The following is a 16,664-nucleotide window of genomic DNA, read 5'->3' as shown; positions in this document are numbered from 1 at the left end:
TTTATTTGGTTTTTCCAAAAAAAGCGTTTTAAAATAGAGTCACTCCGTTCCAATCTATAGTAAACTAAACGGAATAGGATCACTTTTAAGATAATAGGTGAAGGTATGACGACGACTAAAAGAACCCTTGAAAAAAAGTTTAGAAGATACGTCACTGCGCTAATTGCTCTTATTATGCTACTCATAACATTCGTTTATATCTATTTAGAACGAGAGCAAGCACGAAACTTAATCGGCGAGCAAGCGCTAACAACCGCTTTGACAGTTGCAGAAATACCAGAAGTGAAACAAGCATTGATTGGTACAGGAGATGTCGATAAGGTAAGAGAGATGATTGATCAAATCCAGCGTAATGCAGGCGCAGAATATATAGTCATTGGTGATGGTGACGGTGTTCGCTTGACCCATCCAAACCGTGAACAAATTGGTCAAGAGATGGTAGGTGGTGATAATGATGATGCACTCCTTTATGGACGAAGCTATACGTCTCTTGCCCAAGGATCACTCGGTGAAGCTGTACGAGGAAAAACACCAATTCGTGCGGAAGACGGCTCGATTATTGGTGTAGTCTCGGTTGGGTATATGATTGAATACATAAACGCAACGTTTTTAAAAGGCTTTACCGTATTTGCCTCCGCCATTCTCGTCATCTTCTTGATAGGTATGGTAGGTAGTAATGCTCTTGCTCGAAGTATTCGCCGCGATACATTCGGGTTGGAACCGTATCAAATTGCACGATTGTATAAAGAGCGACATGCCGTCATTGAAGCAGTGAGTGAAGGGCTACTAGCGACGGATCAGGATGGAAGAGTCACACTTCTAAATGCACTTGCCAAAGAGGTGCTTCAGATAGATGAGCAGGCCATCGGGCAGAAGATTGATCAGGTGTTACCAGATTCAGAGATTGCAGCAGTCTTACAAACGGAAGAAGCGACAGGCCAAAATGAAGTGATCGTTAATGAAGACCGTCTAATTATTTACTATCAAATAATCAGTGAAGATGGGCACTATGCAGGGAAAGTCGCTCGCTTTCAAAATCGGACAGAATTACAGGAGTTAGTGAACGCTTTATCGGAAATTCAACAGTATTCAAAGGATCTTCGTGCGCAGACTCATGAATATACAAATAAATTGTACGCCATATCTGGCTATCTTCAGTTAGGCTATTATGATGAAGCAATTGATTTTATTGAAGAAGAAACAGGTACGCAATCTCGTGATGACCGGATTGTTTTCGAACAAATTCAGGACCCTACGATTCAAGCCATTCTCATTGGTAAGCGTTCAAAAGCCTCTGAGAAAAAAATCAGCTTCACTCTTGATCCAGCGAGCACGGTTGAATGGCAATGGCCAGCAGAAGCAGCTGCCCCTCTCGTAACCATTATTGGAAATGTTGTAGACAATGCATTTGACGCGGTAATAGGACGTGACAAACCGACAGTGGAAGTGTTTTTAACCGATCTTGGAAAAGAACTAATTGTTGAAGTGGCAGATAACGGATCAGGGATCGCTGAATCGATACAAGCGCAATTATTTGAGCAAGGAACGACAACAAAAAGTGGACAAAGAGGGTATGGTCTAGCACTAGTGAAAGCGGCGCTTAAGGAATTAAACGGAACACTAGAAATCGAACACAATCAACCATCAGGGACCATTATGAGCTTATACATTCCAAAAGAACAGGTGGGAGAACGAAGTGAACGTAATGATAGCAGAAGATGATTATCATGTAGCTGGTATTCATGAGAAATTTTTGAAACAACTTCAAGACATACACGTCATTGCTAAAGCCCAGACAGCGAGTGAAACCATTCAGCTCGTTGATCAACATCAACCGGATTTAGTTTTACTGGATGTTTATTTACCAGATCAATTAGGAGTCGATGTCGTCGAGCAGTTATATGAAGTCGCCCCTCATGTGCAAATTATTCTTATCACAGCTGCTACAGAAAAAGAGATATTTACAGAAGCTCTTCACCTTGGCGTTATCGATTACCTCATTAAACCCATTGCCTTTGAACGATTGAAGGAAGCCATTGAGAAGGCCCAGGCGCAAAGTAACCAATTAAGACAGTCTCCCCGTATAACCCAAGCTCTCGCGGATTCTTTTTTTCTCCGTGTAAAAGACAATAGCGATAAAGAAGATGAATTGCCTAAAGGAATTGATCGGCTTACATTAGAAAAGGTTCGTCATCTTCTTCAAGAACAGCAAGACGGGATAACAGCAGAGGCTCTTGGTAAGCAATTTGGTGCATCACGAACAACTTCCCGCCGCTATTTAGAATATTTGATTTCAATAGATGAAGCGAAAGCAGAATTAGAATACGGCATAGTCGGAAGACCAGAGCGGAAATATTGGAAGCTGTAGCGCTATAAATGGCACAGGCGTGGCAATCAGTGTTTTATAAAAATGAAACGCGAGTGACTGAGCCGGCTACAAAAAGAAAAACGAACCCATGAACATGTGTGTGGGTTCGTTTTTTAATAATTCTCATCGTTAATACTTATAGGACTGACCACCATCAATCGGAATAACGGTTGCATTAATAAAGTCTGCTTGGTGCGACAATAGGAAAGCAACGAGGTAGCCAACTTCTTCAGGTTTACCAAAGCGGAGCATCGGGTTCGCTTTAACGAATTCTTTCCCTGCTTCTTCCCAGTTATCTCCCCCAATTTGACGTAAAGAGCCTTCTACCATAGCGGTCATAATGGCACCTGGGGCAATGGCTTTAATGCTGACACCGAACTGGCCATATTCAATGCCTGAGTTTTTGGTTAAACCGACAACACCATGTTTACTTGCTGCGTATCCGGATTGGTTACCGACACCGCGAATGCCTCCAACAGATGCCGTGTTCACAATCGAACCAAAGCCTTGTTCTTTCATAATCTTTAAGACGTGCTTCATTCCGTAAAATACACCATTTAAGTTGATGTCGACAACCTTTTGAAATTCTTCAATGCCGTAGTCCTCTGTAAGGTTTTGTTTTCCTTCAACGCCAGCATTATTAAAGAACCCATCAATCTTGCCAAATGTGTCTTTTGTATACTGTACATATTTCTGGACGTCTTCCTCATTTGCAACGTTCGCTTCCACTAATTCCACAGTGGCGTTTGGATTCTCGTCTATAATGACTTGTTTTGTTTCCTCAAGACCTGCCATATTTAAATCAACAAGGACTAATGTTGCTCCTTCAGACGCCATTTGCTTTGCAGCTGCTCTTCCTAATCCAGAGCCACCACCAGTAATAATAATAACTTTTTCTTCAAAACGATTCATAAAAACGTCTCCTTCCAGCGATGCTATAATAAAAACAAGGTAAGGAATTTCTACTTCGAGTGTAAACGGATTCATTGTGTAGAACAATCGTTAATCAGAACGGATGTGTCGATAGAATCTACACCTTTGGTTATTATGTTGAATTTTGGAGGAATCATACATGACTTCAAGTGAAAAACGTTCGTCAAAACAAAGTGAACGTACAAAAAACAATTTTAAACAAGCGTTTATCAGCCTCGTTCATGCAAAAGGGTTTAGCCATGTGTCTGTTACAGATATTGTGAAAAAAGCAGATTATAATCGAACCACTTTTTATCTTTATTATCAGGACAAGTATTGTCTTTCAGATGAATTGAAAGCACAGATGTATCAACAGATTAAAGATACGAGCATGAATAAATACGAAAAAGGAAAAAGCGTTACAACGGGTACAATGAATTCTGGATCATTTGAATTGACCCATTTCATTTATGCCAACCAGCCTTTTTTTAATTTATACATCATAGAAGATACGATTCCGAGTCTGCATCGTGACTTACCGCAAGCGATCTATGAGGTGTTAAAAGAACACTTCCAGCTGGTATCTGTAAATCAAGACCGAGATATTAACTATGATGCACATAAGTTATATATGGCTCACGGTACAGCAGGCTTATTAGTCGATTGGATTGAAAAAGAATATCCCATTAGTCCAAATGATATGGCTGAGCGTCTTATCCATATACTCGAATCATTTGCAAAAGAGTTTAAAGTAACGAGTAGAGGCTAATGCATGTATTTTCTGCGCCTCTACATCGTTTTCAAATACAACCCATATAAACTTTATGAACAAAATGAACAATAAATTGAAAACGGTTACATTTGTGCGTTGTTTGTGTAAGATAAATAAAACTCAGTGATGCGATTGAAGTGAATTCAACGTCTTAATGCCCTTGCTTCTTATTTCTAGAAGGAGTTGAAGGGTAAGGGGAGAACTGTAAAAGGTAAAAGAGCAGCTTTAAATGTAGTAAGGTCTTTTGTTTTCGGACTTTTCAGTTAGAAGCTGTCTTTTTTAGTCTTTCAAAAAAAGAGGTGGAATGGAACGCATGAGCAAATTGATGAATACGACCATCGGAAAGTTGCTTGAGACGAAAGCAAGAGAAGTGCCAAACAATGATGCGCTTGTCTATGTGGATCGCGGGTTACGTCTGTCTTATAACCAGTTTAATGAAGCGTGTAGACATGTTGCGAAAGCGTTCATAGGTCTCGGAATGAAACAAGGGGACCACGTAGCTATTTGGGCGTCAAATACGCCGGAATGGGTGACTACACAATTTGCGACGGGGAAAATGGGTGCGGTACTTGTTACGGTCAATACGAATTATCAAGCAAGAGAGCTAGAGTATCTCCTCAAGCAGTCGGATTCAAAAACGCTTATTTTAATGGAATCGTTTAAAGGTGTCTCCTACTTAGATATCATCTATGAGATTCTTCCTGAATTAAAAACAGCGACTCCAGGACAGTTTCAATCGAACACGTTGCCTTACCTAAAAAATGTTATTGTGCTAAGTGAAGAACGTTACCCTGGTATGTTTAATTGGCGAGATTTCCTTGCTTTTGCAGATCAAGTGACGCATGCAGCACTTGACGAACGTCTTGAACAGCTTGATCCTAGTGATGTCATTAACATGCAATATACGTCAGGCACAACCGGTTTTCCGAAAGGTGTCATGCTTACGCACCATAACCTTATTAATACAGGAAAGCATGCTGGAGAAGGGATGAATTTCACCTATAAAGACCGCTTGTGTATACCAGTTCCATTCTTTCACTGTTTCGGTTGTGTGTTAGGGACGTTGGTTTGTGTCACAAGTGGAGCAACGATGGTGCCCGTTCAAGAGTTCAATGTAGCTGATGTCCTTACCTCGATTGAGAAGGAGCGCTGTACAGCTGTTCACGGAGTACCGACGATGTTCATCGCTGAGTTAAATGATCCTGCTTACAAGTCATACGATTTATCTTCATTACGAACAGGGATAATGGCAGGCTCAACATGTCCAATCGAAGTGATGAAAAAAGTTTCAGACGATATGGGAGCAAACGAATTAACGATTGTTTACGGCCAAACAGAAACATCTCCTGGTATTACGCAAACACGTACAGGTGATTCGCTAGACGTACGTGTGCAGACAGTTGGTCGAGCCATGCCACATATCGAGGCGAAAATTGTTGATCCTTCGACTCGACAAGAGGTACCACTAGGTGTACAAGGAGAGATTTGTTGTCGTGGCTATAATGTCATGAAAGGCTACTACAAAAATCAAGAAGCAACGGATAACACAATCGACGAAGACGGTTGGCTCTATACAGGTGATCTAGCAGTTATGGACGAAGCTGGGAATTGCACGATTACAGGACGCCTAAAAGATATGATTATCCGTGGAGGAGAGAATATTTATCCCCGTGAAGTCGAGGAGTTTCTTTACACTCATCCTGCTCTTCTAGATGTGCAAGTTATCGGCGTTCCAGATGCGAAATACGGGGAAGAAGTGATGGCTTGGATTCGGGTAAAAGAAGGAATGGAAATAGAAAAATCAGAATTAATCGCTTATTGTAAAGGCAAGATTGCTCATTATAAAATTCCCCGCTATATCGAGGTGTGCGAGGAATTTCCGATGACAGCGTCAGGAAAGATTCAAAAATTTAAGCTTAAAGAACAAGCGATCAACAAAATGAAAACGCTTTAAAAATAAAGGTAGCTGTTTTTGACAAAGCAGCTACCCATTCAATAATCGTTCTACTTTTATTATCGTTATTATAGACCTATTATATCCTAGAAAGGGTGTTTCGTATGAAGAAATCATGGCTACTTCCGCTTGCGTGTACGGTGCTTCTAGGTGCTTGCTCCATGCCTGTTCAACATGGATCAGTCGATGCAAGTGGGAATTGGAAGCCTGATCGTTCCATTGAATTCATTGCTCCGGCTGCAGCAGGAGGCGGATGGGACACGACGGCTCGAATGCTTTCAAAGACGATTGATGAAAACAATCTCGCGAATCAAAGTTTTGGTGTGGTGAATAAGCCAGGAGGTGGAGGGGCTGTTGCCTGGGCATACATTCATAAGCGAAATGACCCGCACAATATCTTTATTGGATCGCCTCCACTTCACTTTGTTGAGTTAGCTGGGCAGTCACAATATGGCTACAAAGATTTTACACCAATTGCTAATTTAATAGCGGACTACGGTGCGTTTGCCGTTCGAGACGACGCAAAATGGGATACGTTAGACGAACTGTTTGCTGATATGCGAGAAGACCCATCGCAAGTGACAACGATTGGTGTATCCTCTCCAGGCAGTATGGATCACATGCAGTTTATACTATTTGCGCAAGCTGCTGGTGTGGATATTACAAAAATTCGCTACGTTTCTGATCAAGATGGCGGTGCGATGACGTCAGTTTTAAACGGAAGCGTTGATATTGTGTCAACAGGTGTCTCAGAGGCTGCTGAACAAGCGCGAGCAGGTAAAATGAAAATACTAGGCATTACAGCACCTGAACGTTTAGAGGGTGACTATCTATCAACACTACCAACAGCTATCGAGCAAGGGATCGACGCTGAATTTGTTGTGTGGCGAGGTGTGTTTGGTCCGCCCGACATGACCGATGAACAACTTGCCTACTACGAGGATGTATTTAAACAAGCATCTCTTTCGGATTCATTTGCCGAAGTTCGAGAAGCATACGGATGGGATGAACTGTATATGGGGCATGAAGAATTTACGGAATTTTTAGATGAGCAGTCTGTTGACTTGCAAGCAGCATTAGATGAACTTGGATTTGGTGGATAGGAGGATCACTGATGAAACTAACAGTAAACCGTGGAATTTCACTTGTATTAATTTTTATTGCGGCTTCGTATTTAATCATGGCCTTTCAACTACCTGAGTATGCTTTTGTGCCTGTTGATTCGGACTTAATTCCAAAATTACTCGGGGCTTGTTTACTGGTGCTCGGCATTTGTTTCTTCTTTGCAAAAGACGTAGATACGGAGGAACAGAAAAAGAAGCGGACGATCCCAAAAAAAGAGGCGTATATGCTTTTTGGAATGATGGGGCTTGTCCTTATCTATATTACCGTTTTAGAAGTAGTTGGATTTGTTATCATGACGGCTTTATTTATTCTTATCTCTTCACGTATCCTCGGCTACAAAAAATGGATCGTGAATATGTTAACCGCACTCATTTTCTCAGTGGGTGTCTACAGTTTGTTTAATTATGGCTTAGCGATCCGCCTACCGGCTGGAATCCTGCCGTTTTAAGGGGGACGTGTAATGGGTTCATTTGATGGGTTAATGCAAGGGTTCTCAGCTGCTTTTAGTTGGGAAGGCATTTTGTTTGTTTTTATTGGTGTGTTGCTTGGAACCATTATCGGAATGATACCGGGACTTGGCCCTATTAGTGCCATTGCCATTATGATTCCGATCACGTACGGAATGGACCCTACTATAGCGCTTGTGATGATGGCAGGTGTGTATTACGGGTCGATGTATGGAGGATCGACTTCTTCCATTTTGTTAAACGCTCCTGGGGTAGCGGGGACAGTCGCTGCGGCATTTGATGGCTATCCGATGGCGAAGCAAGGGAAAGCTGGAAAAGCTCTTGCGATATCAGCAATTGCTTCCTTTGTCGGTGGGACAGTAAGTGTTATTTTACTTATGTTGTTTGCACCCATGCTTGCAAGTGTCGCGATTTATTTTGGACCACCTGAGTACTTCGCGCTTATGCTGCTCGGTCTTACGGCAATCGCCAGTTTAAGCGAAGGCTCAACGTTAAAAGCACTAACTTCCGCTGTTTTAGGTTTCATGGTCGTAACCATTGGGATTGATTCACAAACAGGTACGACACGCTTTACCTTTGGAAGCGTTAACTTATTGGATGGGATTGACTTCTTGATTATTGCCCTTGGTGTTTTTGCGCTCGCTGAAGTGTGTTTCCTTATTTTAAATCGACGAGAATCCATGAGTGGCTTTAAAAATATTGGCAGTTTGAAGCTGAGTAAATCAGATTTAAATGAAATGAAAGGACCAATGACAAGACAATCGTTTCTCGGTTTTCTCCTTGGTATCTTACCAGGAGCAGGTGCGACGATTTCTTCATTCATTGCTTATATTTCCGAGAAAAAACTAGCGAAGAATCCGGAGGAGTTTGGTAAGGGGTCTATTAAAGGACTGACTGGACCTGAAACGGCCAATAATGCCGCTACTAGCGGTGCGTTTGTGCCGCTTCTGTCCCTAGGGATTCCAGGTTCAGGAACAACAGCTGTCATGCTAGGTGCGTTTCTCGTATTAGGCTTACAGCCGGGACCGCTTTTAATTACAGAAAACCCAACCGTTTTTTGGGGTGTCATTGCCAGTATGTACATTGGTAACGTCTTTCTATTAATCTTAAATCTACCGCTCATCCCATATTTCGTGAAGATTTTAGCTGTTCCTCGACCTTTGCTGATTTCACTTGTCGTGATCTTTAGCTTAGTCGGCGTGTACGCGGTTAGCTTTAGTACGTTTGATCTTTATTTGCTTGTCTTGTTTGGCATCCTTGGCTATCTTATGCGCATTTTTGCTTTTCCTGCAGCACCATTCATTTTAGCCTTTATCCTTGGTGGGATGATGGAACAAATGTTACGTCAATCTTTAACCATTTCTGATGGTTCATTAGCGATTTTCGCACAAAGTCCGCTTGCTTTATCATTAATTGTGTTAACGGTCCTCTCGCTTGTGATCCCGACGTGGAGAAATGCAGTCAAACGACGCAAAAGCAGTGATCAATCAATTGGAATGTAGGACAGAAAAGCCTTATGAGCGGTATGCTCGTACGGCTTTTTTCTTTTCCACTTGGTCTCTCGCGTGCTTCTCATAATGGAAGGGACCAGCTTTCGTAAGAAATTCTTAAGAAAAATCGTCACTTTGTAGTAAGATTTACCAGCTATACTAACGTTAAGAACAAAGACACGCTATACTAAGAGGGGGAAAGGAGTGTAGATTCAAATGGATCGTTACCAAGTACTAGTAGTGGATGATGAAGTTGAAATTCGAGAAGCAATTAGCATTTATTTACGACATGAAAACATTGACGTTGTTCATGCAGGTGACGGACTTGAGGCTATTCAAATGCTAGAAGAGAAAACCATCCATTTAATTGTATTAGACGTTATGATGCCTAAACTTGACGGAATAAAAACGACACTAAAAATTCGAGACAAGCAGCACATCCCTATTATTCTATTAAGTGCAAAAAGTGAAGATACAGACAAAATTATCGGACTACAGGTTGGAGCAGATGACTATGTTACCAAACCGTTTAACCCTCTTGAACTAGTTGCCCGAGTAAAGTCACAGTTACGCCGCTATGTAAAATTCGAACAATACATAAAAAGTGAAGCCCTTCATTTACGAGGCCTCACACTAGATAAAAGCGCAAAACAAGTATGTGTTGATGATCGGCTAATCAAACTTACTCCAATTGAATTTCGAATTGTAGAACTATTGCTAACCTATGCTGGGCGCGTCTTTTCGATTGAAGAGATTTATGAACGAGTGTGGAATGAACCACATTACCAATCTGAAAATACGGTCGCTGTTCATATTCGTCGCATTCGCGAGAAAATTGAATTAGACCCGAAAAATCCAACGTATATAAAGGTGGTATGGGGTATTGGCTACAAAATGGAAAAGTAGATGGAAACAAATTGGCTGGCTGTTTCTTCTCAGCGCAGGAATTGGATCATTGTTTGTTGTTCTTTATTATAGCGACACCTATACGTATAAAAACTATTATAAAACACCAACATTTCAACATGAATTGGATGATTTTCTGACCAAAGTGGTTCAGTTTGAATTTAAAGACCAAACGTTGGAAGAAGAGATAGAAGCAATTAAAGTGACGGAAGAAGATTTGAATGAGTACCGCTATGAGTATGGGGCAGAGTTCGGAGACATTCAATCCATTCATCAGCACTACCAAGATGAATTAGAGTGGAATGAGCTTGACGAAGGGAGTGAGATGGCTCAAGTTTTAAGAGAACAACGGGATAAAGACATCGTTGCAGTCCGTGAAATCTTTGATGATGAGGCCCTTACCGCTAGAATTCAAGCAGAAAAAGAACAGCAACTAAAAGATCAGTTTGTCTATCTTGAAAGAGAACGTCAAATTTTCCATCGACTAGAATCAACCTTTCACTATTATTTTATCTCTCACGAAACAGGCGATGTCTACACGAATATGGATCACGTTGTCAAAAGCCGCTGGGAGGAATCGTTCAATGAAGATAGTATGGAAATGTACCAGTCTTATACGGATATGAATGGGTTGATGGAGAGTAACTATCCATTCTACAATTCTGAAGGCTGGTTTTTAAGTGAGGCTACTGCTACAACTAATGAAGAAACAAACATGAGCTATGAAGGAGCAATTGGCATTCCATCTGACCGAACAAGCGCCATAACATCAGCGGCTGATGACTATAGAAAAAGACAGCTTTCCTTAGTAGGGTTCGCTCTTTTAGGCGTCGGTTTGGTCACAACAGCAGGCAGATCGTTTAGAAGGATTCGTAACGAGTTAGCCGAATCAACGAAGGGGTTAAAGTTAGAACGTGTCCCGACAGATCTTTTACTCGGTATCGCCATCATCTTAAGTATCTTGTTGCTTATTTTTGGGGATCAGTTTGCCAACAATCTGCTCTATTTAAGTGAGTATTCAACTGCTTCAACTCTTTTTTCACTAGCGATGTTTCTTTTGTGCATTGGGCTGCTTTTCATCGTCGTCTATAGATGTTTGACAATGAAGAAGACGGAGTCACTTAAAGAATTAGCTAAGCGTTCAATAATGTACCGTTTCACTACGATGATAAAAGAGGCGTTTGAACATCGGTCGGTTGGAATACAATTGAGCTTATTACTCGGGACAGTGTTTTTATTTGGAGTAGGGTTTCCACTCTTTTTTATAGAAGCTATTTTTCTTCTTTTCTATTTTATCGCTTTGTTACTAGTCGGATTGCCGCTGTTCATCCTTCTTTTAAAAAGAGTTGGTTATTTTAACAACCTGATAAAAGAGTCGAAAAAAATCGTTGCAGGCGAAGCCGCTGAGCCCCTTCCAATTAAAGGAGGCGCTGTTCTTAGTGATCTAGCACAAACCCTTAACCAACTAAAAGAAGGCTTACAGCACTCACAGCAAAAACAACTAAAAAGTGAGCGCTTGAAAACAGAATTAATTACAAATGTTAGCCATGACTTACGAACACCACTTACCTCAGTCATTACGTACACAGAGCTTCTAAAAAACGATAACCTTAGCCATGAAGAACGAGCTTCGTATATTGATATTATTGATCGAAAATCACAGCGTCTTAAACTGTTAATAGAGGATTTATTTGAAGCATCAAAAATGGCGAGTGGGAACGTAGAGTTAAAAACGGAAACCGTAGATTTAAATCAATTGCTTAAGCAAGCGTTAGCGGAAAGTAATCAAGCGATTGAAGCCTCTTCTCTCCATTTTCGCGTAAAAGAGGAGAGCGAACCATTGTATGCAAAAGTGGATGGGCAAAAGCTTTGGCGTGTGTTTGATAATCTGCTGACAAATATCCTGCGTTATGCGCTTCCTGAAACCCGGGTGTATATACACGCACGAAAAGAAGAAAATCGAATAAAAATCAGCTTTAAAAACGTTACAAACTATGAATTAGGGGATAATGTAGACGAATTATTTGAGCGGTTTAAGCGTGGTGATTCATCACGTCATACAGAAGGGTCAGGTCTCGGGCTCGCTATTGCTAAATCGATTGCCCAATTACATGGAGGGGATGTACAGCTTGAAGTAGACGGTGATCTCTTTAAAGCGACGGTTCTCTTGCCTGCGCTTTAGGTAATCCTTTCTTTACTTAACCCCGTCTTTTGATTTTCTCGTTAGAGCGCTAATTGTATGCGCTCTAATTTCATATTCAAGTGGCAAAACCATTTCCTATTACACTCCTTCTTTTAACGAATGACATGATCAGGCGTCAGAAGCGTAGAGCTTCTGTGAGCGCCGACGCATACACACGATGCCAGCCATGGTGCCAACCTCCATACTGATTCGGATCCACAAACGTTCGCTTCGTTGCTTCGAAATGTCCGGAAAAGGGGTGGAGCGTTGATACATTCATTCGATAAAAAGCTTGATAGCCGATTTTAGGGTAGGGGCTTGTTTCATTCCAAGCACTATTTTTTTCATGGTTCACTTTGATGCAGCCAAGCAACGTGCAATCACCTGAGACATACCCTTCTTCAAAACATTCTCGCTGGAAAGCGGCTTTAGGTGTCTCCCCTTTTTCCACATGCCCTCCAGGCAAATCCCAGCCCCTCTTTTTTAAATAAACGAGCATTACCTGATTTTAATAGAAGCAAAATCCGTGAGCACTTGTTATCTTCTCAGCAAAAGGGAGAGTCGTCATTGGTACCCAAGTCAATTGAACGAGACCATTTCCCCAATAAACGTCTAAGCTAGTCATCTGAGGTCAGCCTTTTCGTGGAGCTGTGGTCGATGCTCTTGATCATGGTGAACAAATACCTTCGCAAAGCTTTCCACTGAAAACTTACGCTTCCCTTTACCAATGGTAAATTGAGCTGATGGATCAACCGCTTCTAACGTTTCAATGAATTGAGCACGTTGTGAAATAAAGTGGTTGATAAGTGTATAGACATCAACGTTTTCTAGTCCCTTCAAACCAGCCTCATTAAATGAGTCGTGGCTAGGAAAAGCGGGTACTTGTGCGCCATTTTCCATAAACGGTACCATATTCGATGTGTTATGAGCATCCCAATTATAAAGATGACCAACAATCTCACGGATCGACCATTTTCCCTCTGCGATAGGCTCTAAAAGGGCGTTTTCTTTTACTTCCTTCAACTGCCTTATCACTTCAATCATCCTTGTTAAATCACGAATAGATGACATATTGTCGCTTCCTTTTTTCTATTGTAATGCATTATTCTGAAAAAAAGAATAAATGTGAAGGTAAAGGAAGGAGGAATTAGGGATAAGTCATTGCATATGAATAAAAAGTGACAAAAACGAGGTGCATGTGACAAATTAATCTCATGAATTCAAGGAATTTTTGATACAATATAGAGTGATGGAATGAGCGATCAAGAGGAATGGAGAGTATGGCAGTGAGTTTTTTAATTGGTCAACAGGGAAGATTTCTTACGTTTTCATATACAGCAGAAGAACATTCCTTTAATCAGCTTGTGGTGCGAATGAATGGGGTTCAGCATACATTTGCAAACACGGCTAGAAGGAATTCAGACCGCTTTTTTAAAGTCGATTTAGATCTTCTTGCTGAAACATTTCAGGTTAGTACAACTGAAGTGAGCAAAATGGATTTTTATGTGCGTATCAAAGGAAAGAAAGCGACGCGAAAGCGTCTAAAGGTTCATCCAGAGCAAGATAAAGTTCAACTATTAAGTGCTTATGAAACGAAACAAGGGGCTGTATTTTACCCATACATAACAATGCGTGGTAACGTAGCGGTACGAATTAATAATAAAGCACCTATAAGAAATTATATAACCGACAGAAAACTAACCAAACTTGCAATGAATGATAAGCATATTCAATTAAAAGGTATGCTCGCTATTCAATTGTTAAACATTAAACAATTGAACTTTGTGTTTATCCCGCGTACAAATAATGAACAGATTCGCATGAATATACGATCTTGGACACTCAAAAATAATATAATTAAATACAATGAAACGATCAAGACAGATGATTTAAGAGAAAGTCTACTGGCTATTCCGTACCGGGAAGACGTAATTGATCTTTTTTTAGAAGTAGCTACGGATGAACTAGGTGATCCTCTACTGATACGTTTAGGTGGTGAGAGATTAACGTTACATCGCTATACAAAAGGTGAAACTTGGATTAAAAAAGGAGACGATAAACGTCTTTCGCTCGTTCCTTATTTAACGACAAAGAGTACAAATCTATCTTTTATATTTAATCAGTATGATGAAGAAGCATATCGTTCGTATATCAATTTATATAAAAAGCGGTCAGTGAGCAGGAAAAGGGTTCAAAAAGACGTATGGATTATTGGAGAATATCCTTATAAAGCACAAGATAATGGTTATTATTTCTTTAAATACCTTCGAGAACACGTTCCAGATGTAGAGGCGTATTATGTTATTAATGACGATTCACCAGAACGAAGAAATGTAGAACCTTTTGGAAATATCCTTATTTATAAATCAAAAGAACATTTTGAGAAGATGCTAGAGGCAAAATATATATGCGGGACTCACCATCCGCAAGGGTTATATCCGATTCGCTCTCATTGTTTTATGAAGAAAGAGAAAACAAAGAAGATCTTTCTCCAGCACGGAATTTTAGGAACTAAAAATATTAAGCATATGTACGAAAAAAATGTTGGTGATTTTATAACGGATTTATTCGTTACGAGTTCGAAAAAAGAGGCGGAAATTGTAATAGATGATTTGAAGTATGATTCATCTGATGTTGTTGTTACTGGTATACCGAGATTTGAAGGTCTGTTCAAACAAGATGTAGAAAAAAAGAGACAAATTCTTATCATTCCTACGTGGCGTGAATGGCTTGTAAATGACATGCGCTTTCAAGAGAGTGAGTACCTTAAGCGTTTTCAATCGCTTTTACATGATCAACGCTTAAAACAACTAAAAGAGGACTGGAACCTAGAGGTTGTTTTTTGTTTGCACCCAAATATGAAAAATTTCATTTCTTATTTTGAAGATGCACCCGTCACAATTGTGCGACAAGGAGAGAGGGATGTACAGGAACTCATTAAAGAAAGTGCTGTCATGATAACAGATTATTCAAGTGTTGCTTTTGATTTTGCGATTCTTCATAAACCTGTCATCTACTACCAGTTTGACCAAGATGCGTTCCTTGGTAACTATCCTTCACATCTTAATTTGCAGAATGATTTACCTGGAGAAATTGTTTACAACCATGAAGCTTTACTAAGAGAATTAGAAACGGTTGTGAACAACGATTTGGAAATGAGTGACCTATACAAACGCCGAGCGAACGCTTTTATTGATCAGCGGGATGGTCAAGCAAGTGCGCGGATAGTGGAAGCCATTCGTCATCATAAGAAACGAAACGATTGGTCATATCGACTTTCACAATCGAGGCAACTTGCAGATGTGTACCGATATTTTAGAGCTTCAACTCTATACTTGCCGACGATGAAAACAATGTTTAAGGTTTTAAAATGGTTAACACCAGTGAAAAAAGAGGTTATTCTATTTGAGAGTGGTGTCGGGAAGCGTTATGAAGATAGCCCAAGAGCTATATACGAGGAATTACTGCGAAGAGATTATCCATACCAGTACATTTGGGTTCACAACGATAAATTCCCAATAAAAAATGAGCAGACGACTGTCATTGAGCGTCTATCGCCACGTTACTTCTATTATTTGGCGCGATCGAAGTTCTGGGTTAATAATCAGAACTTCCCAACCTATTTGAAGAAGCGCAGTGGGACAACTTACATTCAAACGTGGCACGGGACACCGTTAAAGAAAATGGCGAATGACATTGAACAAGTTCACGGAAGAGATGATTCATATGTTGATCGAGTGACAGCTGCAGCCAAAAATTGGAGTGTCTTGTTGTCTCCATCTCCTTACGCGTCTCGATCGTTTACAAGCGCCTTTTACTTTGGAAATCGTATACTTGAGGTGGGATACCCTCGTAATGATCTATTTTACCGTGTTGATAGGGATCATAAAAGAGAAGCCATTCGTGAACAATTACATTTAGATCCAACTAAAAAAGTTATTCTCTATGCCCCAACCTTCCGAGACAATGACAAAGTGAGCAATAAGTTTGCCTTTCAATTGAAAATTGATTTGGAATCATTTAAGGAGGAATTGGGAGAAGAGTATGTTCTACTCTTACGTATGCATGTCGTTATTGCCGGACGTTTGAGCATTCCCGCTGAACTGAAAGACACTGTTTTTGATGTATCAAATTATCCAGACATCCAAGAGTTGATGCTATTATCAGATGGACTAGTAACTGATTATTCTTCAGTAATGTTTGACTATGTGAATACAGGAAAACCGATGGTGTTTTTCACCTATGACCTAGAGGAATACAAAAATGATCTGAGAGGCTTTTATATAGATTTTGAGAACGAAGCTCCTGGACCACTTGTTTACAATTCAACAGATTTAATTCAAGAGCTTAAGAATCTTTCTTCAATAGAAGAGACATATGAAGATTCTTATGAACAGTTCAGGAAAACATATGCGCCGTATGAGGATGGGCGGGCAACGATACGTGTTGTAGACAAGCTTTTTTCGTAAAAGCAAAGGAGGTGGATAA

At 40.4% G+C, this 16,664-nt stretch carries 13 protein-coding genes; 10 read left to right on the top strand and 3 right to left on the bottom strand.

What is annotated here, in order from left to right:
* Window positions 1-105 precede the first annotated feature (105 nt).
* Window positions 106-1,722: an ATP-binding protein gene (locus tag PQ477_RS05760; RefSeq protein ID WP_274273159.1), complete on the top strand. Its 1,617-nt coding sequence runs from the start codon at window positions 106-108 to the stop codon at window positions 1,720-1,722.
* On the top strand, window positions 1,706-2,368 hold the full coding sequence (locus PQ477_RS05755; protein ID WP_349775502.1) for a response regulator: 663 nt from the start codon (window positions 1,706-1,708) through the stop codon (window positions 2,366-2,368). Before PQ477_RS05760 ends, PQ477_RS05755 begins: the two co-directional genes overlap by 17 nt.
* 129 nt (window positions 2,369-2,497) lie before the next feature.
* Here the strand turns inward: PQ477_RS05755 and PQ477_RS05750 are convergent, their stop codons facing one another.
* Entirely contained in the window at window positions 2,498-3,280 is a 783-nt protein-coding gene (locus tag PQ477_RS05750) for an SDR family oxidoreductase (RefSeq protein WP_035393692.1), read from the bottom strand.
* Window positions 3,281-3,440: 160 nt separating this feature from the next.
* Here PQ477_RS05750 and PQ477_RS05745 point away from each other — a divergent pair, with 160 nt between their 5' ends.
* The 7 genes from PQ477_RS05745 (at window position 3,441) to PQ477_RS05715 (ending at window position 12,176) form a co-directional block, all read left to right on the top strand.
* Window positions 3,441-4,049: a TetR/AcrR family transcriptional regulator C-terminal domain-containing protein gene (locus tag PQ477_RS05745; RefSeq protein ID WP_035393689.1), complete on the top strand. Its 609-nt coding sequence runs from the start codon at window positions 3,441-3,443 to the stop codon at window positions 4,047-4,049.
* Window positions 4,050-4,365: 316 nt separating this feature from the next.
* The gene (locus PQ477_RS05740) at window positions 4,366-6,006 is read left to right on the top strand and encodes an AMP-binding protein (protein WP_274273158.1); all 1,641 of its coding nucleotides are present in this window, start codon (window positions 4,366-4,368) and stop codon (window positions 6,004-6,006) included.
* Between the two features lie 104 nt (window positions 6,007-6,110).
* Complete coding sequence (locus PQ477_RS05735; RefSeq protein ID WP_144560177.1) at window positions 6,111-7,109, top strand: tripartite tricarboxylate transporter substrate binding protein; 999 nt, start codon at window positions 6,111-6,113, stop codon at window positions 7,107-7,109.
* Window positions 7,110-7,120: 11 nt separating this feature from the next.
* Window positions 7,121-7,579: a tripartite tricarboxylate transporter TctB family protein gene (locus PQ477_RS05730; RefSeq protein ID WP_035393687.1), complete on the top strand. Its 459-nt coding sequence runs from the start codon at window positions 7,121-7,123 to the stop codon at window positions 7,577-7,579.
* 12 nt (window positions 7,580-7,591) lie between these two features.
* Complete coding sequence (locus PQ477_RS05725; RefSeq protein WP_144560176.1) at window positions 7,592-9,100, top strand: tripartite tricarboxylate transporter permease; 1,509 nt, start codon at window positions 7,592-7,594, stop codon at window positions 9,098-9,100.
* A gap of 204 nt (window positions 9,101-9,304) precedes the next feature.
* Window positions 9,305-9,994, top strand: coding sequence for a response regulator transcription factor (locus PQ477_RS05720; protein ID WP_144560175.1), 690 nt, complete (start codon window positions 9,305-9,307; stop codon window positions 9,992-9,994).
* Window positions 9,972-12,176 carry a sensor histidine kinase gene (locus PQ477_RS05715; protein ID WP_274273157.1) on the top strand — a complete coding sequence of 735 codons (2,205 nt, stop codon included), beginning with the start codon at window positions 9,972-9,974 and terminating at the stop codon, window positions 12,174-12,176. The genes PQ477_RS05720 and PQ477_RS05715 overlap by 23 nt, the downstream gene beginning before the upstream one ends.
* Window positions 12,177-12,312: 136 nt before the next feature.
* On the opposite strand, the gene PQ477_RS05710 is transcribed toward PQ477_RS05715, so the two are convergent.
* Together PQ477_RS05710 and PQ477_RS05705 are read right to left on the bottom strand one after the other, a co-directional pair.
* Window positions 12,313-12,675, bottom strand: a complete 363-nt coding sequence (locus PQ477_RS05710) for an NUDIX domain-containing protein (RefSeq protein ID WP_349775499.1) — start codon at window positions 12,673-12,675, stop codon at window positions 12,313-12,315.
* Window positions 12,676-12,797: 122 nt separating this feature from the next.
* The gene (locus PQ477_RS05705) at window positions 12,798-13,247 is read right to left on the bottom strand and encodes a DinB family protein (RefSeq protein WP_274273156.1); all 450 of its coding nucleotides are present in this window, start codon (window positions 13,245-13,247) and stop codon (window positions 12,798-12,800) included.
* A gap of 209 nt (window positions 13,248-13,456) precedes the next feature.
* On the opposite strand from PQ477_RS05705, the gene PQ477_RS05700 reads away from it, so the two are divergent.
* Entirely contained in the window at window positions 13,457-16,645 is a 3,189-nt protein-coding gene (locus PQ477_RS05700) for a CDP-glycerol glycerophosphotransferase family protein (protein WP_274273155.1), read from the top strand.
* Window positions 16,646-16,664: the final 19 nt, after the last annotated feature.

The sequence above is a fragment of the Shouchella hunanensis genome (assembly GCF_028735875.1).
Lineage (GTDB): Bacteria > Bacillota > Bacilli > Bacillales > Bacillaceae_D > Shouchella > Shouchella hunanensis.
Note: the sequence above shows the minus strand (reverse complement) of the source record. Positions and strands in the feature narration are given on the sequence as shown.